This is a genomic window from Ruegeria sp. CF8, from assembly GCF_056537285.1.
Map to the genome: position 1 here is coordinate 341,506 of NZ_JBQFRG010000004.1, position 19,502 is coordinate 361,007.

The window sequence follows — 19,502 nt, forward strand, 5'->3', positions numbered from 1 at the left end:
ATTGACGTGTCCCCCGGCCAATACCGGGGGGCACGTTGTTACGAGGAGAGCCCTTTGGCCGAAACTAAGCACCACATAGAATTGAACGACGTCACCAAGAACTTTGGTGCCCTGAACGTAATCCCTCCACTCTCGCTGAAAATAAACAAAGGCGAGTTCATCGTTCTTGTCGGCCCATCCGGCTGCGGTAAAACCACTACACTGCGCATGTTAGCGGGGCTAGAACTGCCCACGACCGGGACTATCCTTATCAATGGCAAAGACGTCACTTATTCCCGACCGGGTGAACGTGACTGCGCTATGGTGTTTCAAAACTATGCGCTTTATCCGCATATGTCTGTTCGTGACAACATTGGCTATGCCATGAAAGTGCATGGTACTGACAAAGCCGTGATCGCTGAACGGGTTGAAGAGGCGACAAAGCTCTTGGGGCTCGAACCCTATCTCGACCGCAAACCCAAGAACCTGTCCGGCGGGCAGCGCCAAAGGGTTGCGATTGGCCGCGCTCTGGTCCGGCATCCGGAAGTTTTCTTATTCGACGAACCTTTGTCGAACCTCGACGCCAAGCTGCGCGTCGATATGCGCACCGAGATCAAGCTGCTGCAACGCAAGCTTGGGACCACAGCGGTTTATGTGACGCACGATCAGGTGGAGGCCATGACGATGGCAGACCGGGTTGTAGTCATGCGTGCAGGCAAGGTCGAACAGGCCGCCGATCCGATTACACTCTACGAAAAGCCCGCTAATCTCTTTGTGGCCGATTTCATCGGGTCACCGTCAATGAATGTGTTCGATGCGCGCCTTGAAAACGGTGCCGTCCATCTTGGCGATCAGGTTTTACCGCTGGCACCCGAAGACGCGGCGCGTCTTGGAAATCACGGTGTGGTCAAGTTCGGGATCCGGCCGGAACATATGCGTGCATCCGCCCACACTGCCGATTTGCGGCTTGATCCCGTGGCGATTGAGCCGCTCGGCGCGCATACGCTGGTGCTGGGCACAATCGGAGTGGACAAGGTGACGGCACAGGTTGATCCGCGCTTTCCGGTTACAGTTGGAAAGCCCTGCACCGTGACGCTTGATATGACACAGGCACATTTCTTCGATACTCAGACCGAGAACCGCCTGTGATGACCCAGCCTCGTGATCTATACCTTGCCATAGATGTGGGAACCGGCAGCATCCGAGCGGCTTTGGTCGACCTGCACGGGCGCATTCTGGCGTTTCACCAAAAAGAACACGAGCAAATCGTTCCACAACACAGCTGGTCCGAGCAGCGCCCGGCGGATTGGTGGTCCGGCACGGTCGAGAGTATCCTCGGTGTTCTGGGCAAAGTTGAGAACGCGGCCGCGCGCGTGGCCGCGATCTGTGCCTGCGGGCAAATGCATGGATCGGTCCTGATTGATGATACCGGTGCGTTGACCCGAGACACCGCACTGTTGTGGAACGACAAACGTAATATGTCGCAAGTTGCGGCTTTTGCTGCACGAGAACAGGAAGAGCGGTACCTGCCGATCACTGCCAATGCCCCGGCGCCCGCCTGGCCAGCGTTCAAGCTGGCTTGGCTTTCAGAGCACGACGCCGACAGTGTCTCACGCGCCTCGACCCTTCTTATGCCCAAGGATTGGATCAACTTCAAACTTACGGGCGAGCGGGCGCAGGACATCACCGAGGCGTCGCTGAGTTTCCTGATGGATTGGCAAAGCCGGGACTGGTCTGCGGAGATGCTGGATATGACCGGTGTGCCTTGCCATCTACTGCCAAAGTTGCGCGACCCGCAGGAGGTTTTGGCCGGGCTTTCGGGCGAAGCCGCCGGTCTGCTGGGTCTGGCTGAGGGCCTGCCGGTTCTGGTCGGGGCCGGGGATTACCCCATGGCGCTTTTGGGATCAGGTGCGATTGGTGCGGGCATGGGATCGGACGTGACCGGAACCTCGACAATCATCACATTGCTTCATGAAGCGCCAGTGCTTGATCCGGCCGTGTCCAATGTACTAAGCGCAGCCTGCGATTGGGGCAGCTTCACGCTGCTCGATGCAGGAGGTGATGCAGTCCGCTGGGCGCGGCGCGCCTTTCATGACAACCGCCGGTCCTATGCCGAGGTTGCCGAGGCCGCTACACAGGCTGTTCCCGGAGCAAAGAACCTGTTCTTCTTGCCCTATCTCTCTGGCGAACGGTTTGGCGCGGGCAGCCCGGCCCGCGCGCAGTTTTTCGGGCTCACTTCCAATCACGGTCTGGCCGAGCTGCACCGTGCCGTGTTGGAAGGTGTTGCGTTTTCGGTCCGGCATCGCCTGGATCGCTTACAGGGAAACTACGGTCGGCCAGAACAAATCATCGCAGCAAGTGGCGGTGCAAAATCAAGGCTATGGCTTGAGATCAAGGCGAGCATGTATAGAACGCCCTACCGTGTTCCCGAAGAATTGGAATGCGGTGTGGTCGGCGCAGCGATGCTCATGGCCGTTGCAACAGGTGCAGCTTCGGATATTGGCGCTGCAAAACAGAAGATGGTGCGCCTCGGCCCGCCGATTGAACCCGACCCTGCAATCGCCGACCTATATGATAAAATGATGCCTCTGTTCGGTGATCTCTACGATGCGGCGCAGCCTTTCTTTGCCAGACTCGACGACCTGTGACAAAGAGGTTTGCAGGGATGATCCTCAACCGGGGATTTGCCTTTTTGCACATTCCCTATATGCAGGTTTTCAGGCATTGAGTATGCGCTGCTGACCCGAACCGGATCTTGAGGCGCGCCGCACGAAGAACATTGGAGTGAGCAATGTCCACCATTTGGTTGCTTGGTGAGGCACTTATCGATTTTGTGCCAGCGCAAAATGCGCAAGGTCAGGCTTTTGCACCCTATCCAGGCGGCTCTCCGTTCAACGCCGCCAAAGCGGCTGCGCAAGCTGGGGCTGATGTGGGTTTTCTAGGTGCAATCTCAACCGATCTCTTTGGGCAGATGCTGATGGATGATCTGGCCGCCCATGCTGTTTCGACAACATTGGTGCCCCGGACCGATAATCCAACGCCTTTGGCCTTTGTGGCTTTGAACAACGGCAACGCGCGCTATGCGTTCTTCAACAACGCATCGGCGACAGCGACCATGCGACTTGATCCGCAAACCGTCCAATTGGCTCCGGGCGATGTCATATCCTGCGGCTCGATCTCGTTAATTGACAATCCCGGCGCTGATGCGATTGCAACGTTTTGTCTGGCGCAGAGCCCAGATAAACTTCTTTGCATTGACCCCAATGCGCGCCCGGGCATGATTAAGGACATGGCTGCTTGGCGCGCTCGGATTTCAGCAATTGCGGACAAAAGCGGACTGATCAAGTTGAGCGACGAGGACCTGATGGCCATAGCACCGGGACAGTCGGTGGACAGCTACGCGGCCGAGCGTCTTGGCGCCGGCGCTGGCCTTGTGTTGGTGACGGTTGGCGATGGCGGAGTTCATGGATATTGCAAGTCGGGCAAGCTGCAAGTTGATGCGCGAGAAACCTCGGTAGTCGACACGGTTGGAGCCGGAGACACGCTGATGGGAGCGGTTCTTGCCGAGTTGGCCCTTCGGCAATTAACCTCGCCCGCAGCACTTGGCGCGATTGGGCTCGACGCCTTGGACTCCATATTGCGGTTCGCAGTGACGGCGGCCTCGTTGAATTGCGAGAAGTCAGGCTGCAATCCGCCTCTCCGGCAAGAGGTTCTGCATACTTTGGCTAAAGAAAGCTAGGGCCATGGCACGACTTCCGCGTTCCTCTCAGATTGCTCTGGCCGACAGCGCGTCGCTGCGCATTCGAGCTGCCTGGCTCTATTTCCATCGCGACAAAACGCAAAAAGAGATCGCAGACGCGCTTGGCGTAAGCAGATCAACTGTGGTGCGAATGCTGGATGAGGCACGCAAGCGCAATGAGGTACAGATCTGGATCAATGCCGAGCCGGGTGATTGCACGCAATTGGCCATACAACTTGAAGACCTTCTTGGACTAGATGAGGCGATTGTTGTGCCCGGCCACGCCGATACCGCAGAGACAGCACGTAGTGTCGGGGCGGCTTTGGGTCAGCTGCTCTCAGAGGTAGTCACGGATGGAATGTCACTAGGTATGGGATGGGGCCGCACGCTCAGCGCCAGCCTTGCCACATTTCGTCCGCAGCGTCGTGAGAACATGCGAATTGTCTCGCTGCAAGGGGGGCTGGTTGAAACCGGCGGGCCAAACCCGACGGATGTGTCTTGGCGAATTGCTGGTCTGTTGGGGGCCGATTGTCTGCTGTATCTTGCCCCTTTGATCGTGGACAGCGCACAAACCAAAGAGCACCTGCTGAAGCATTCGGGCCTTGACCGGGTCGAGCGCGCCGCTGGTGAACTTGACGTCGCAGTCATCAGTTGTGGCGATCTCGGCAGCGCGGGTTCGTCGCTGAGTCATACATTTCTGTCTGACGTGGAATATGACGAACTCTTGGCTTCGGGGGCTGTGTGCGACACGCTATGCCAGTTCTTAAACCCGGAAGGCCATACAGTGGATCACCCCGTCCATAGCCGCGTGATGGCGGTCGATCTTGATACCCTTGCCAAAGCCAAGCGTATCATTCTGGCCTCGGGCGGTGCACGTCGCGCCGAGGCCATCCGAGCGACCATCAAACGCACCGGCTGTGGAGTATTGGTGACGGACGAGGCCGCCGCGAAGGCCTTGATTGCCGGTCAGGGGTGAACTCAAGCCCCGGAACGGGTCGGCTTATACAAGGTAGCCCAAAATAGCGTGGTTAACGCGTTGAGCGGCTTCGACATGAGGCAGATGCCCTGCATCGGGAACCAGCAAACCCAACGCTCCGCGTTCTTCCAGAAGTGATGTTTCTGGTGGCAAGATACCGTCCCTTGCACCCGAGATGACCAAGGCGTCGTCTGGCAAAGGCACAGCGGTGATACCCAAAATAGTCTCGGCAATTGCCTTAAGCGCCGCGCGTCGGCCGGGTTTCTTCAGATGGGTCAGGACGTGCTGCACCATGGCGGGTTGGATAAGCCGCTGACGATGGACCAGACGGCAAAGCAAGGCATAGGCCTCGTCCTCGGTCTGCATTTCCGGAAACTCCCGCAAGAACGAGGCGTCTGGTGGCCCGCCTCCTAGGCATGCAGGCGCGATCAGGACAGATTTGCCAAATCGATCAGGCTCTTGCGCACGCAATTGCGCCGCGATTGTCGCTCCAAAAGAATGCCCACACAAATGCAGTTGGCCTTGGATCTCAGAAATGGCTCCAGCGACACTTTGCATTATCTCGGCGAAAGTGCTCTCACCCGGTTCAGCCGCGCCATGAGACGGCAGTTCAACCGCCCAGACACTATACCTTTCCTGAAGTGTGGGGGCAGTTGCAAGCCAGCCCAACCTGTCCGCGCCAAAGCCATGGATCAGCAAAAGCGCGGGACCGTTCCCTCCGATCCGGTAGAGCTGCGTCGGCATTGGTCAGCTTATCTCGCCCAAGGTTGCGCCAATCTCGACGATGTCGCCTTCCTGAACTGTGATATTTGACAGCACGCCATCAACAGGTGCCTCAAGTTCCATTGCCATTTTAGTGGTTGTGATGATCACAACCAGATCGCCAGCCGCCACTGAGTCACCTTCTGCAACCAACCACTCGGTCACTTCAGCCTCGGTGATTTCATTGCCCAGTTGCGGTACGAGAATTGGGGTGGCCATTGTCGAGTGTTCCCTTCTAAAGACCGGATTTTGCCAGTTCGATATCGTCCCATGTTCTGACCCCGCGCCGGTTGAGGCGCTTGTCAGAGAAAAAATCACCCGCAATGACATCAATGATATCATGAGCTTGTGGGAAATAGGTGTCTTCCATATCCGCCCCGGGGACAATCCAGTTTGGGCAACCCAAAACACGAGGCGGTGCCTTGAGATCGGCAAACGCAAAGCGCGTAACGTTCGCGGACAAGGTCATGGCAAAGCTACCGCGTTCGGACGCCTCGCTAACCACCAGAAGGTGGCCGGTCTTGCGCACCGAAGCCAGTACCTTGTCATAGTTGAACGGCACTAATGAGCGCGCGTCGATCACTTCGATGTCGATCCCGGCTTCGGCTAGGTCCTCCGCAGCTCTCAGCGCCGGATAAAGCGACGGCCCGATTGTCACAACCGTCGCGTCGCGCCCAGTGCGTTTAATGTCGGGCTCGCCAAGCGGGATGCGGTAATACTCTTGCGGCACCCCGCCAATTCTCAAAAGCTCAACCTGATCATAGAGGCGCTGGCTCTCGAAAAACACCACCGGGTCATTCGAAGACAAGGCCGACGCCATCAGACCTTTGGCGTCATAAGGCGTTGCAGGATAAGCAACCTTTAGGCCGGGTATGTGGGCGACCAAAGAGGTCCAGTCCTGCGAATGCTGCGCGCCGTATTTGGAGCCAACCGAGGCCCGCAGAACCACCGGCAGTTGCAACTGCCCCGCAGACATTGCTTGCCACTTGGCCAGTTGGTTGAATATCTCATCGCCCGCACGACCGATAAAATCGCCATACATCAGCTCGACAAGGCTGCGTCCTCCCGCAATCGCATGGCCAACAGCGGTCGCGACGATGGCCGCCTCAGAAATCGGCGAATTGAACAGCCGGTTATGCGCCAGGATGTCGGCCAGCCCACGATACACTCCAAAGGCGCCACCCCATTCGCGGCATTCCTCACCATAGGCCACAAGGCTTTCGTCGTGTGTCATATGATGCAAAACGGCTTCGGTCAGCCCGTCGCGCAAGGTGATCGCGCGCAGACCGGGAAGCGTCGTGCCGTCCTCGGCCCGACCAGTCCGCGATTTCCGCGCCAATCCCCGCATCGCAGCAGATTTCTCTGGAGGTTGAGTCAGAGGGGCGGGTTTGGCCGGAACCGGGATCTCGGTATCCGAAAACATCATTCGCCCGATATGCGTCGGTCGGGCCGCCACGTCGACATGGGGAGCAATGGCAGGATCAATGGCCGCCTTTGTAATCGCAAAAACCTGCGCCCCAACGTTTTCGCGCATCGCTTCAACCTCGGTCGCGGTCATGACACCTTTGGCCTTTAGCGTTTGTGAAAACTGTGCAACCGGATCAAATGCGTCCCAAAGCTTCATCTCATCGCGCGAGCGATATGCATTCGCGTCTGTCGTTGAATGCCCGACCGAGCGATAGCATTCCACGTCCAGAAGCGCCGGGCCCCTACGATCCATCAGCAAGTTACGTTTGCGCGCCACCGCATCAGCCACAGCCAGAGGGTTTGTGCCATCGACAGTTTCGGCGTGCATCTGGTCTGGATTTACCCCAGCACCAATGCGCGACAAGCGATCCCACCCCATGGTCTCGCCCCGGGTTTGGCCACCCATCGCGTAAAAGTTGTTCGTAAAGAAGAAGAGTACGGGCAGGCCACCACGCACGACCTCAGGCCAAAGAGTATTGAGCTGCGCCATAGAGGCGAAATTCATAGCTTCCCAGACGGGGCCGCATCCTGTGGACCCATCTCCGGCATTTGCCACGACGATGCCGTCCTCGCCCGCCAAACGACGTCTCAAAGCGGCACCCGTCGCGATCCCCGCACTCGCTCCGACGATGGCGTTGTTTGGATAGACGCCAAAGGGTGGAAAGAACGCATGCATGGACCCGCCCATACCGCCATTGAAGCCATTTGCACGCATGAATATCTCGGCCAGCAGCCCAAAGAGTAGGACGTTCTCAGCCAAATCCTTGGCAGTGCCCCCGACAGTGCGGGCCACTGTATCTAGAAGCCTGCCATCCTGATGGCTGGCTAGTATCGAAATCACCTCATCTTCGTTCAGCTTGTCGATGACAGAGAGGCCCTTAGCCAGAAACTCGCCATGGCTGCGATGGGAGCCCAAAATACAGTCACCCGGCTCCAGTGCCAGGGCTGCGCCAACTGCCGCCGCTTCCTGACCAATCGAAAGATGTGCGGGGCCCTTGTATACATACGAGATATCGCGATAGGCCCCGGTTCCTTTGAAAGAGGCCAGCATACTTTCGAATTCACGGATCACCATCATGTGTCGCAAAACGCCCAGCAAGACCTTATCACCATACCGATCCCGCTCGGTAGCGAAGTCAGTTTCATAAGCGTGAATGGGGATTGGCGCGAACGAAACTTCGCTCGACCGGAGGGTCTTTTCGGGGTCAACGAGCAGTTGCTTTGGCATTTATTAATCCATCTCTGCGGCTGAGGCCCAATTTAGATATCAGATTTTGGTCATTTGACAAATTGAAAACACGTATGTTCATCACTTTTCAACCTGCCAACAGTGGCTCTGTTGCAGGACTTGTCGCAAACTCTGAGCGCAACAGTTAGGTTGGCTGAAGTTTTTGACACGCGCGGGTTCTGTCGCAAACAACTATCAGGGACCAGAAAACAACGCAGGCGGGTTGATTATCCTGCCAGTTGAACAAACTGCTGAAACTGAAAGAGTTCGGGCGAAAATTGACCTTTGCGGATCATCTTGATCAATTTGATGCACTCGTTAGCGGGCGCTCCGCACCGAAAGACTTGAATCCCAAAAGAGGCCAATACGACGCTTAGTGAACCGGTAGTCTTGTCCAATGTTGTTATTGCGGAACGTTCGTCTGACCATTTCAATCAGCACCGGACAACCGAAGCCTACCAGCATCATGTTTAGTGTTCCGAAGCCAGCTGTGTTGGCTCCGCTTGTGTCGATAACGATCTTCCTTGCGAACCGTTCATCACAAACGCACAAGCAAAGAACTTGGGCAGGGCTGCTTTTTCCGGTGTTTGGAATAGCATAAAATCCAGGGTCTTGTCGTGTTTGACGATGGCAGGATTGCAGTAATCCCATTCACCCTTCGCTTTCACATGGGTCTTAATCCGTGCGACAAGAACGGTTTGTGAGCCTAGAGCATGCGCTACCAAAACGACACCAAGTCTGACAGGTGTGAACAATGTTTGCGACAGAACTCAGAAATGCAGTTCAACAAAATTGGTCATTTTATTGGGTTTGCAACCATCTTGAAAACGCAGCGGCACAGTCCTGGGAAGCAGCTTTGAGCGGGCGGACCAGAAAGTAGCCGTAGTCCTGCAGCGCATGAGGTGATAGACGGAACAGCTTCTCCTCTTCCAACTCCTGGTCGATCAGCGTGTCCATTAGGGCGATCCCCTGACCATCAACAACCGCCTGAACACGTACATTTGGGTCAGGGATGATCAGCGTGTCCCGGCGCGTCCGGTGCGGCAGCCCTGCGGTATTCAACCAGTCTGTCCAGGCATCGCTGTCATCATGATCACGCAACAGCGTAAATGTTGAAACCGCTTGCTCCCACCCGAGCCGCTCGACCGTTTCCAATGCTGTCGCGTTGCCTGCGGGAAATGCCGGGCATGGGAGGAACGGCGTAACGTCGCCATCCCCCCATTGCCCACTTCCCCATCGGATTGCGATATCAACACCTTGCGCTTCAAGGTCGAACAGGCGGATCATCGGTTGCAGCCGCAGTTGGATATCCGGATGCTCCTGCATGAAGGACATCAGCCGAGGCGACAACCAACGGGCGGCGAAATAAGTGGAGACACCTACCGTCAAGGTTCTGGTAGAAACTCCCTTGAGAGCGAGGATTCCGGCCTCGATTTCTTCATAGTGGTCTTGGCAGGCAGCCAGCAGCTTGCGCCCACCTGGCGTCATCTCCACCCCGCGGGCGTTGCGCTGAAAAAGTGCAAACCCCAAATCCGCCTCTAGCATTTTCACCTGATAGCTGATTGCGCCCTTGGTCATGTTTAGCGCCCCGGCCGCATCTGAAAAACTGCGGTAACGAGCGACCTGAGCGAACAAGCGCAGGCTGTCGTGATGGCGAAATTTAATGAGCATGATGCATAGCGTATAAATTTTCTGAACGCTGTGAGCAAATAATATTGATTGTTGGCGTGCCAGATTTCGAAAATATGGATCAAGAAGCATATTTTCAGGAGTTGCCGGGTTGGGAAATATGAACGCCGATACCCACATCACCCAGCGCGCCAAGCCGCGCCGGGGGCGGTTGATCCGGCACAACGCACGTCAGGTGGCGAAGGTGTATAAGCGCCGTCATATCCCAGCCTATGATCTGCTGGACGAGACCGCGCTTCGGCGCATCGAAGCTCAGGCTGACTGGATTCTGGAGAATGTCGGCGTCGAATTCCGCGGTGATGACTCGGCACTTGCGCTTTTTGCCGAAGCAGGAGCGCGCATTGACGGCGTCCGGATCCGCTTCGAAACCGGGCATGTGCGCCAGCTATGCAACACCGCTCCTACCGAATTCCAGCTGCATGGACGTGATCCCGCCCGCACGTTGACTCTGGGTGGCGACAACCTGGTGCTGATGCCGGGCTACGGCTCGCCTTTTGTCACAGACCTGGATCAAGGCCGCCGCTATGCCACGCTGGAGGATTTTAATAACTTTGTGAAGCTTTCGCATGTTTCGCCCGCTCTGCACCATACCGGAGGCACCGTGGTTGAACCGACAGATGTGCCTGTGAACAAGCGGCATCTGGACATGTTGCTGGCACATCTAACTCTCTCGGACAAACCTTTCATGGGCGGCGTGGCCTCGGTGCAGGGCGCGCAGGACAGTATTTCAATGGCCCGGCTGGCCTTCGGCGCTAGTTTCCTGGACCAAAACGCGGTGATGCAGGCCAATATCAACGTCAATTCGCCGCTGATCTATGACGGGGTGATGTCCGCCTCCCTGCGTATTTATGCAGCGGCCAACCAATGCGTCTGCATCTCGCCTGCCATTTTTGCCGGTGCTATGGGGCCTCTCTCACCCGCAGCGGTCGCCGCCCAGACTCTGGCCGAGGCGATGGCGGGCATCGCGCTCAGCCAGCTGGTGCGCCCTGGCTGCCCGGTGGTCTTCGGGAGTTTTCATTCCTCGATGAACCTGCGCACCGGCGCGCTCACGTTTGGCTCGCCTGAGGCGAACCTGATTACCATGGCGCTTAGCCAACTGGGCCGCAGGCTGGGGGTGCCGGTGCGTTCCGGCGGCGGTCAGGTCACTGCCTCCAACGCCGCCGATGGCCAAGCGATGCAAGACAGCGCAGACGCCATGTGGGCTACGCTGCTGTCCGGCGGTCATCAGGTCTGGCATGCAGCGGGCTGGCTCGAAGGTGGGCTGGTGATGTCCTACGAGAAGTTCGTGATGGATCTCGACCATTGCGGCGCGATGCTTAAGATGCTGCAGGGGTTTGGCACGGACGACGAGGCCTTTGGCCGTGATGCCTACGCCGAGGCCGGTCCAGGAGAAAACTTCCTTTCCACTGGGCACACCCTGCGTCACTACACAACCGCCAATTTCGAACCACAAGTCCCCGAAGCGGGGCCCTTTGAAACCTGGGAGGAAAACGGCCGCCAGACCGCTGATCAGCGTGCTGCAGCCCAATGGCGTCAGATGCTTAAGGACTATAAGCCGCCGGTGATGAGCAGCGGCACCCGCACTGCCCTAAATGACTTTGTGGCGGAGCGAAAAACCGCCATGCCTGACGAATGGCATTGAAAAAGGACACCTCGACAATGACCGAAGAACTGAGCCGCACCTCAGCGCTTGCCTCCCGCCACATTGCCCTAGGCTCGGGGTTGGAAGACTGGAACGGAATGGGCACCGCCTGGACCTACAGCACCGACCCGAAGGACGAGCACGACGCCGTACGTCAGCGCGCCGGTATGTTCGACATGTCGCCGCTAAAAAAAGGTGTTTGTCCGCGGCAAGGACGCGCAAGCCGTGCTGGATCACCTGACCACACGAGACCTGTCCAAACTGACGCCGGGCAAAGCCTCTTACCTCTGCGTCTTGACCGAAGCGGGTGGCATTGCTGACGACGCCATTGTCTCGAACAACGGCAGCGATGAATGGATGATCGTGCATGGCTCCGGCGATACCATGGCGCTGCTGCAAGCTTCGGCGAAGGGCCGTGACGTCTGGCTGGAGTTCACCGACGACTTGCACGACGTCTCGGTCCAAGGTCCGGCAGCGCTGGATATCCTGAATGCGTTTTGCGACATCGATCTTCCCCGATTGGGCTATTTTGAACACGCTCCTGCCGTCCTGTTTGGCCACTCCTGTCGGATCTCGCGCACGGGCTATTCAGGCGAACGCGGCTATGAGATATTTGCCAACGCCGCGGTGATTGCTGATATCTGGGACAAGCTGGCAGAAGCCAGTGTCATGCCGTGCTCCTTCACCGCGCTCGACAAGGTGCGGATTGAAGCGGGGCTGCTGTTCTACGGTTATGACATGACCGAGGCGCACACCCCTTGGGAGGTCGGCCTAGGCTTCACAGTCAGCGCCACGAAGGGTGATTTCCGCGGCAAAAAGGCGGTGATGGCGGCGAAGGGCCGTGAAAAGATTTCCAATATTTGCCTCGACATTGATCACTCGGACATGGTGGAGGGCGGCGAGACTTTGCTGCTGGATGGTGGAGAGATCGGGGTGATCAACAGCCCCTGCCATTCTCATCGGATGGGCAAATCGCTGGCGCTGGCGCATGTCCGGCCTGGGATCGCCATTGGAACGGTTTTGCAGCTAAAAAGCGAGACTCTTCAAACCGTTGCAACAGTTGTTGGCACCCCGGTCTACGACCCACAAAAGATACGGACGCATCAATAACTTGGCGAGTTCAAACCGGGCGGGCGTGTGAGGCATTGGGCTTAGTGGCACTCACGTCCGCCTTTCAGCATTTTGGCTGACCAAAGGCGGTTTCAGGAGCTTCCTTGTCCACCTTTTATGGCTAAAACAACCAGCCGGAGTCTTTCAGTAGGAGATTTATGAGGTTAGCACCTCACCGGCACAGTCGGCCCATACCGATCACTCAATCATGCACTGCAATGCTATAGTCAGCGCGCTTTCCGGACATTCGCCCTAAGGCTGAAGTTCAGATTCGCCATAGTTCTATCGCTCTGGGGCCTGTGCTGTAGGACACCACTGCCGAGGTGACTGGCCGAACATCCGCTTAAACTCGCGGCTGAATTGAGAAGAGCTTTGGTACCCCACATCCCAGGCCGTCTCCGACACGGTCTTTCCTTCGGCAATCTTCATCGCAGCGTTGTTCAGCCGCATCGATTTCACGTACTGTATCGGGGACATTGTCGTGGCATCTTTGAACCGCCGATGGAAAACCGCGCGGCTCATGCCCACATGGTTGGCCATGTCGTCGATGGTCACCTGTTCGCTCAGGTGGTTCGAGAGATACTCGATGGTGCGCGCGATTTCGTTGCCGACACCAAATGCACGTCTTGCGACGGCCCCGGCCTCACCCATGAGCACCGCATAACACAACTCGCGCAGACGTCCTGGTCCCAACACCTGCAGATCAACCGGATCGTCGAGAAGCTCGAGAAGCCGTAGCAAAGCCTGCGTGAACCCCGCATCCCATGCCGCCCATACCAAAGCCGACGGCGCGTTGCCCCAAGACTGTCTGTTGCCACCGGTGGCGGTCTCGATCTCCATAGTGAGCTCGCGCATCATTCGTGGATCCAAAGCGATCACTACGCCAAGCAGAGGATCGGATTCTGAAGCGTGTGGCGTGCCTGCCTCCACTGGAAGAGTCATCGGGCACAGCAGGTAATTTTCGCTGCCATAGACGTGATGGTTACCGTCCAGCACAGCTTCCTTCGTGCCGCTGAGAATAGCCACGACCGTGGGATCGTAGACGGCTGGCACACAGGGCATGGCCTCGGTCACCCGGAAAAGCCGGACACCCTTCAAAGAGGTATCAACCATGCCCGCCTCTGGCAGGCGGCGCTCAATAAGGTCTTTGATGTCTTCTTTGCTCATGCCCTTTAGCTGGCAGAGGGTTTTCATATTTGCAATGTGATCGAGACGAATGGGCAAATAATCGAGAGAATATCGTCTGTTTCCATGCTCAATCAGCTTCTATCTCTACTTTCAAACAACGACATCCAAAGCCGTCAGCTTGGACTGGCAGGAGACCGAAAGTGGCAGATACGACATTTGGGCCTAAAGGTTGGACTCCTGAGCGCCTCATCGACCAATCAGGCAAGACCTACGTCATAACTGGCGCTAACGCTGGCGCAGGCTTTCAAGCCGCGCGCATTCTTCTAAAGAAAAATGCCAAAGTGGTGATGTTGAACCGCTCGGTCGAGAAGTCCGAGGCTGCTATCGCGGAGCTGAAAGAGGAATTCGGCGCGAATGCCAACGTGAGCTTCATCCATATGGACCTGTCGGTCCTGAACAGCGTGCGCGAGGCCGCCGAAGTGGTCCTGAAGACCTTGCCCCGTATCGACGCACTGATCAACAACGCGGCCATCGCGCAGGTGCCGACGCGCAAGCTGACCGTCGATGGGTTCGAAAGCCAACTTGGCACCAACCACTATGGGCATTTTCTGCTAAATGGTCTGCTCTTCGATCGCATCGCGGAAAGCAAGGGCCGGATCGTGGTTGTCGCGAGCCTCGGCTACAACCTCGGCCTCAAGACCATCAGGTTTGACGATATGAACTGGGACAAGGGCTACGGCGCAAATACTGCCTATTCGCAGAGCAAGTTGGCGCAAATGATGTTCGCATACGAATTACAGGACCGGCTGACCGCTGCGGGGAGCAAAGATGTCGAGGTTTTCGTGTGTCATCCTGGCTCATCGGCGACGTCGCTGATCACAACGAGCGGCAGCCGCACGATGCGTTTCATCTGGTGGCTAATGACCAAGACGCCGATGGTACAGACTGCGGAACAAGGCTCATACCCCGAAGTTATGTGTGCCACCGAAAAAGCCCTGACCGAGCAACGCGCTCTTTACGGTCCGACGGGTCGTATGGAAATGGTCGGTCCGGTCGGCAAAGGGACACTAAACGCTCACGCCCATGACAAATCCATCATGACACGGCTTTGGGATATGTCCGAAGAAGCTGTCGGGTTTGAGTGGAAACTGTGACCTCAGCACCTCCGGCATCGGCAAACAACTGCTAACCTGCTCGGCACAAAGCTGCCGCTTATCTCCTTATCTCTCAATTGCGGTGCAAAAGGTTGAGCCCGCCGTCTACCACAGCTACGAAATTCGAAGATTGCTGAACGAATAGGTTGGGGAAGAACCCGGCATTCAAACAAGATTACAAGCTGTCCGTTTTTCAAAGTGGCTTTGCGCGCTTTGCGGAAAACCAAATCCAGAAACTCAGGGTGATGGCTGCGGCCGAGATGAAGGTCATAATCGTGCCTGGTACGAAGTTTACGTAACCGGGGAAGTCCATGAACAGAAGATAGCCAAGATCGGCTAGTCCACCAATCATGCCAGTCACCCAAATCGCGGTGATATTCTGCCGCCAAATAAAGATTGCACCAATAATCGTTGCGACTCCGAACCAGCCCAAGTTCCAACCGTGCTGATTGAGAACCCCTCCAACGGCCGTATGATAGTCTGCTTCTAGCGCAATTGGGTCGAATGCGTCCGCAATCGCTTGAAATCCGCCAGTTGCATCACTGGCTAGTACCATTACGCCCGCGAGCGTATGTACCAGCCCCCAAATGATCCAGAGTATTGCAGCAACCTTAAGTCCCACCTCTTGCGCGTCCGTCATGTCTGCCGTCCTTGCGATTGCAGCCATAGCTTGTAAGTTGACATTATCCACTAATCCTAAAAGTAGACTAAGTCAACTAAATGCAAGATTCAGACCTCGCACTTCTTGTCGACCGCTTCATGCGCGCAATTCACTTTGGGTTGCAGGAACGTGCGCCCGGTTTTGATCGGGCAGGTGTCGGTCCTGGTGGCGGCATCGTTCTTATGACGCTCGCTGATACTGGCCGGGTGAGTTTAAACGAACTGACCAAACGCGTTGCGCGTGACAAATCACAGATGACCCGGATGATCAGATCTTTGGAAACCAAAGGGCTGGTTGAGAGAGAAAGGTCCACCGATGACGCCCGCGTCAGCTATCTTAGTTTGACCCCCAAGGGTGGTCAGATTGTTGTTGAACTGACGCAAGCCGTTGCAGAAGTGATTGGCGAACTTCTGGACCCAATATCTGAGAGCGAAAGAGAAACCCTAAAAAAGCTGCTTTCACGCGTGGTTTAGAAACAAGCAACCGCGAAACCAGGCGTTCGTCAGGTTTTTGCGAACCAGTAGACAATGGCTTTGCGCCGACACTTGCCAAACCGCAGCCGATCTCCACTTTGCGAGGATAAAGCAGTTATTAAGCTATAGCGACTGGACCTTTAGGATAGTGCTGTCTCCAAACGCTTAAGCGAATTCTGTGGCCACACCTCATCGAAATTGTAAAATTCATCGAAAATTGGAATGTCCTTATTGAGTGGCACCCAAGCTTGTTTGCTGCTCGTGAAAATCTGCGCATCCGGAGGACATTGATCCGGGTTGTTCAATGTTCCGACACGCACGTACTTTAGCTTGCCAAGGCGGATCATATAGCTGCTATAAACGGCGACGCCGCAATCCCGACACCGCGTGATAACCTGACCTTTCCCGCTTGGAGTAGAGAGTGCATGTTCAGTGATTGGCCCCTCTAGTTTGACTCGATCGGCCTCAATTATGGCATTCAAGACGTAAGCCGCTCCGGTCTGTCGCTGACAATCGCTACAGTGGCAGCAGTGCACAAACATCGGTGGTGACGTCATCTGATACGTTACGGCTCCACAGCCGCATTTCCCGTTGATCATTGTTCCCCCCTAGTTGTTTTTTCGCAATCAAGTCATCGTCTTCATTCGACAAGTGTATAGTGCTTGATAGAACGCGACTCGACCAATTCGGCCTCCGACGGATCGATATGCGGGCTCTGGTAGTCTTCACCGACAAACGCTTTTAGAGACTCTAGATTGTCCCACACCATGACAAAGCTGAACTCTCGCGGTGTGTCGGCACGTGCGGCACCAGGAAGCACTTGAATGATGCCCTTGGTGCCCCTCATCAGGGGGATAGCTGTTTCATGGAAGAACTTGCTGAATTCTTCCTCTTTGCCTGGCCGAGTCACGACCTGAAAAATGCGCATAATCATTCATCCGACCTCCGAAAAGTGCGGTTTCTGATTGTATGAGCGCCTCTGCTTCTAGGATCATATCATTTCGTGACGAGCGTGTCTGCTTTGGGCTCAGAGCGGTCATCTGAGCACGTTTGTCGAATGTCCATAGTGCGACCAATCCGAAACCTCGTTGGCGGCCAGCACCGCTGCAACGTCTGCGTTGACGTCCCGCTGAACGCCTATTGTGAAACCGGACGTTGGTTAAAACAGGAACGGCTTCCGAGTTGCGGACTTATTCCTGCTCGCTAGACGACAACATTAACGGTTGCTTCAAGTCCTGTCGCACCCTGTACAAATTCCATAGACACTGCGTTCGCTTCAACTTTAGACATTCGGCTAAACAACCCATCCCGGGCGTTGTTCGGATGGCCTTTGATGTAGAACTGTGTCGTCAACAACTCTCGACGGCCATCAAACACTTTTACATGAATGTGTGGTGTGCGTCCGGGGTAGATTGTCGGCTTAATCGTGCGGAAAACGTAGTTGCCGTCGTTATCAGTGACATCATGACCAAAACCCTGGAAAGCTTTGTCAAAATTTACGCTACGGCGGTCACGCGGGTGCAAATAATTGCCGTTGAGGTCGCATTGCCAAATCTCGATGCGATGTTTGACCAGGGGTTGTCCATCAGCGCCGGTGAGTGTCCCACGTAGCGTGAAGACTTCGCCACCAGCTTCTTCAACGCGCCCCCTGATCCTGACGAGGTCATTATCAATATCAGGCGTCCGCATGGCCGGTGTGGGGTAAAACGGTCCTTCTGCAGCCCCTGGGGTCAGCACAGCCGCGGCGGCTTTTGTACTTAAAGTGCTAGCGCCTAAAAGTCCTGCTATGCCACCTAAAAGATTACGGCGAGTCTTTTTATACGGTTCCATGACTGTGCCTTCCCGTGTGAGATTGCTTTAACACTTACTAAATCACCCATCACATAGCGCCCAGCGCTTCGATGTCCGCCTGTTGCGGTTCAAGTGCTCGTTAATGAGGTGACGGCAACTTTCAACATGGGCTCAAAGCATGCGCAATTGGGCTAACCCAGAACTGAGGTTAAGCCTCCGATAAACGGTTGGTTCTATATCAGCAAATGTCTGCTGCGCCAACAAAAGCGGGTCTCAAAGCGAGGCTCTCCACAAACAAGCCGACACTTGCGTGCAGCGATGCCTCGCGTGGCGTCAATCAGACTGCGAAAAAAGGCGTGACCCGGATAAGTGACAATGATCCCAAACAACGAAGAATAACGAGCTTGACCCAAACGCCCAATTGGAGAAGCGGATATTCTCACCTAAACTATGCAGCTACCGACAGCGGCCTTTACGGACGTTGCTCCACATTGAACAATTTTCGCTGTGCCTGCGGCCGATGTCGCTCAAGGCCCTGAAACTCGCCGTCACGCCAATCAAGCTCGTATTTCACTATTTTCCAGGACGGCAGACGACCTAGTGTTGTTGATGGCTGTTCTCACCATAGCTTGTGCCAGTTCATCGGATGTCACACCTGTGGATGGTGCTAGGCTATGAAGCGGCGCGAACAGATAGTCTAATGGTTTCCACCTGCTTCGTTCCGATGGGGCGATATAGCCGGGGCAAAAGGCAAACTTGCGTTTGATACGGGAGGCAAAAAGAACAGTCTCAGCTTCACCTTTGACTTTCAAAGCAAATGACATGCCGCCCCCGTCGGTTCGCGCACCTTGCGCAGAAAAGAGGCAGAATGTTGCTTCCGGCGTTGCCTCCTCACAAGCCCGTACAAGGTTGATCAGCCAATCGACGGTGATCTCGGAATAAGCCTCCCTACTGACGCCGGCTGAGTAGGTCGCCAGACAATGAAATACCGTGTCGATACCGGCCAGATACTGGATGTATGAGTCTGAATTCCCGAAGTCCGTGAAGTTGACTTCGGTCAGCTTGGCATGGGTTCGTTCCGAAGACCTTCGCCCAAGGGTAACAACCTCAGTTACGCTCTGCTCCTCCAGCAATGCAGCCAGAACGGACGACCCGACCATGCCGGTTGCCCCTGTAAGCAGTACGCGCCCGAGAGCTCGTGCGGTGGGTTCATCCGACATTACCGCGTCGCTCCGCTTTCGCCTTCAGGCTGCGATTAAACGCCTGGTAGCCCTCCAGATACAATTTCGCCAATCGTCCACCCATCAGGAAAGTCATGCCGCCGATGATCTCGTCCGATTGCACGAACCGGGTCTTTCCATCTCCGGTGGCCTCGACCCAGAAATGGTGGTTATCGCGTATGCCGCCGGGGCCTCTTTCAGCCCAGTAGAACTCCTGGCCGTCTACCACAGTGATCGTGTGATCAATCCGTGTGAGCTTGTCCTTGTTGGGGTCCAGCTGGAAGGCAAAATTGATGGTTGCGCCGTCCGCGATCTTGCCCTCGATTCCCACAAGGAATGTAGCCCAGGAGCTGTAATTCGCAGTATCGGTCAGAACCGCCCAAACGGCTTCGGGCGTCGTGTTGATAAGGATGTCAGTGTGGATTTTGTGATGCGAGAAGCTGACCTTCTCAGTTCTACCGGTTTCCATGATCTTCCCTTTTT

General features: G+C 55.9%; 19 protein-coding genes. 8 read left to right on the top strand and 11 right to left on the bottom strand.

From position 1 onward, the window contains the following. Nucleotides 1-54: 54 nt before the first annotated feature. From ACR0EV_RS11875 to ACR0EV_RS11890, 4 genes are all read left to right on the top strand, one after another. Nucleotides 55-1,128: an ABC transporter ATP-binding protein gene (locus ACR0EV_RS11875; protein ID WP_480800275.1), complete on the top strand. Its 1,074-nt coding sequence runs from the start codon at nt 55-57 to the stop codon at nt 1,126-1,128. Further along, nucleotides 1,128-2,627 (top strand): xylulokinase, encoded by a 1,500-nt coding sequence (locus ACR0EV_RS11880; RefSeq protein ID WP_480800276.1) that lies wholly within the window; start codon nt 1,128-1,130, stop codon nt 2,625-2,627. Before ACR0EV_RS11875 ends, ACR0EV_RS11880 begins: the two co-directional genes overlap by 1 nt. Before the next feature lie 143 nt (nt 2,628-2,770). Further along, nucleotides 2,771-3,718, top strand: coding sequence for a carbohydrate kinase family protein (locus ACR0EV_RS11885; RefSeq protein ID WP_480800277.1), 948 nt, complete (start codon nt 2,771-2,773; stop codon nt 3,716-3,718). A 4-nt stretch (nt 3,719-3,722) separates the two neighbouring features. Then, on the top strand, nt 3,723-4,694 hold the full coding sequence (locus tag ACR0EV_RS11890) for a sugar-binding transcriptional regulator (protein WP_480800278.1): 972 nt from the start codon (nt 3,723-3,725) through the stop codon (nt 4,692-4,694). A gap of 24 nt (nt 4,695-4,718) precedes the next feature. Here ACR0EV_RS11890 and ACR0EV_RS11895 read toward each other — a convergent pair whose 3' ends face one another. The 4 genes from ACR0EV_RS11895 to ACR0EV_RS11910 form a co-directional block, all read right to left on the bottom strand. Continuing rightward, the gene (locus tag ACR0EV_RS11895) at nt 4,719-5,438 is read right to left on the bottom strand and encodes an alpha/beta fold hydrolase (protein ID WP_480800279.1); all 720 of its coding nucleotides are present in this window, start codon (nt 5,436-5,438) and stop codon (nt 4,719-4,721) included. A 3-nt stretch (nt 5,439-5,441) separates the two neighbouring features. After that, a complete protein-coding gene (locus ACR0EV_RS11900) occupies nt 5,442-5,675 on the bottom strand; it encodes a biotin/lipoyl-containing protein (RefSeq protein ID WP_480800280.1) in 234 nt (77 codons plus the stop codon). Between the two features lie 16 nt (nt 5,676-5,691). Further along, nucleotides 5,692-8,151, bottom strand: coding sequence for an alpha-ketoacid dehydrogenase subunit alpha/beta (locus ACR0EV_RS11905; RefSeq protein ID WP_480800281.1), 2,460 nt, complete (start codon nt 8,149-8,151; stop codon nt 5,692-5,694). A gap of 801 nt (nt 8,152-8,952) precedes the next feature. Further along, nucleotides 8,953-9,975: a LysR substrate-binding domain-containing protein gene (locus ACR0EV_RS11910; RefSeq protein ID WP_480800282.1), complete on the bottom strand. Its 1,023-nt coding sequence runs from the start codon at nt 9,973-9,975 to the stop codon at nt 8,953-8,955. Between ACR0EV_RS11910 and ACR0EV_RS11915 the strand changes: the two genes are divergently transcribed. Together ACR0EV_RS11915 and ACR0EV_RS11920 are read left to right on the top strand one after the other, a co-directional pair. Beyond that, a complete protein-coding gene (locus tag ACR0EV_RS11915; protein ID WP_480800283.1) occupies nt 9,941-11,482 on the top strand; it encodes a trimethylamine methyltransferase family protein in 1,542 nt (513 codons plus the stop codon). The two genes, ACR0EV_RS11910 and ACR0EV_RS11915, sit on opposite strands and share 35 nt — an antisense overlap. A 225-nt stretch (nt 11,483-11,707) precedes the next feature. Further along, a complete protein-coding gene (locus ACR0EV_RS11920) occupies nt 11,708-12,592 on the top strand; it encodes an aminomethyl transferase family protein (RefSeq protein WP_480800284.1) in 885 nt (294 codons plus the stop codon). Nucleotides 12,593-12,874: 282 nt separating this feature from the next. Here the strand turns inward: ACR0EV_RS11920 and ACR0EV_RS11925 are convergent, their stop codons facing one another. Continuing rightward, nucleotides 12,875-13,786: an AraC family transcriptional regulator gene (locus ACR0EV_RS11925; RefSeq protein ID WP_480800285.1), complete on the bottom strand. Its 912-nt coding sequence runs from the start codon at nt 13,784-13,786 to the stop codon at nt 12,875-12,877. Between the two features lie 134 nt (nt 13,787-13,920). On the opposite strand from ACR0EV_RS11925, the gene ACR0EV_RS11930 reads away from it, so the two are divergent. Further along, nucleotides 13,921-14,874, top strand: a complete 954-nt coding sequence (locus tag ACR0EV_RS11930; RefSeq protein ID WP_480800286.1) for an SDR family oxidoreductase — start codon at nt 13,921-13,923, stop codon at nt 14,872-14,874. A gap of 193 nt (nt 14,875-15,067) precedes the next feature. On the opposite strand, the gene ACR0EV_RS11935 is transcribed toward ACR0EV_RS11930, so the two are convergent. Further along, a complete protein-coding gene (locus ACR0EV_RS11935; RefSeq protein WP_480800287.1) occupies nt 15,068-15,514 on the bottom strand; it encodes a hypothetical protein in 447 nt (148 codons plus the stop codon). Between the two features lie 80 nt (nt 15,515-15,594). Between ACR0EV_RS11935 and ACR0EV_RS11940 the strand changes: the two genes are divergently transcribed. Further along, on the top strand, nt 15,595-16,008 hold the full coding sequence (locus ACR0EV_RS11940; RefSeq protein ID WP_480800288.1) for a MarR family winged helix-turn-helix transcriptional regulator: 414 nt from the start codon (nt 15,595-15,597) through the stop codon (nt 16,006-16,008). 140 nt (nt 16,009-16,148) lie between these two features. Here ACR0EV_RS11940 and ACR0EV_RS11945 read toward each other — a convergent pair whose 3' ends face one another. The 5 genes from ACR0EV_RS11945 to ACR0EV_RS11965 all read right to left on the bottom strand — a co-directional run bounded on the left by ACR0EV_RS11945 (nt 16,149) and on the right by ACR0EV_RS11965 (nt 19,488). Beyond that, nucleotides 16,149-16,607, bottom strand: coding sequence for a GFA family protein (locus tag ACR0EV_RS11945; RefSeq protein ID WP_480800289.1), 459 nt, complete (start codon nt 16,605-16,607; stop codon nt 16,149-16,151). A gap of 41 nt (nt 16,608-16,648) precedes the next feature. Further along, nucleotides 16,649-16,942 (bottom strand): antibiotic biosynthesis monooxygenase family protein, encoded by a 294-nt coding sequence (locus ACR0EV_RS11950; protein WP_480800290.1) that lies wholly within the window; start codon nt 16,940-16,942, stop codon nt 16,649-16,651. 269 nt (nt 16,943-17,211) lie between these two features. Beyond that, nucleotides 17,212-17,838, bottom strand: a complete 627-nt coding sequence (locus ACR0EV_RS11955; protein WP_480800291.1) for a dioxygenase family protein — start codon at nt 17,836-17,838, stop codon at nt 17,212-17,214. A gap of 518 nt (nt 17,839-18,356) precedes the next feature. Next, nucleotides 18,357-19,019, bottom strand: a complete 663-nt coding sequence (locus ACR0EV_RS11960) for an NAD-dependent epimerase/dehydratase family protein (protein WP_480800292.1) — start codon at nt 19,017-19,019, stop codon at nt 18,357-18,359. Further along, a complete protein-coding gene (locus tag ACR0EV_RS11965; protein ID WP_480800293.1) occupies nt 19,009-19,488 on the bottom strand; it encodes an SRPBCC domain-containing protein in 480 nt (159 codons plus the stop codon). The genes ACR0EV_RS11960 and ACR0EV_RS11965 overlap by 11 nt, the downstream gene beginning before the upstream one ends. Nucleotides 19,489-19,502: the final 14 nt, after the last annotated feature.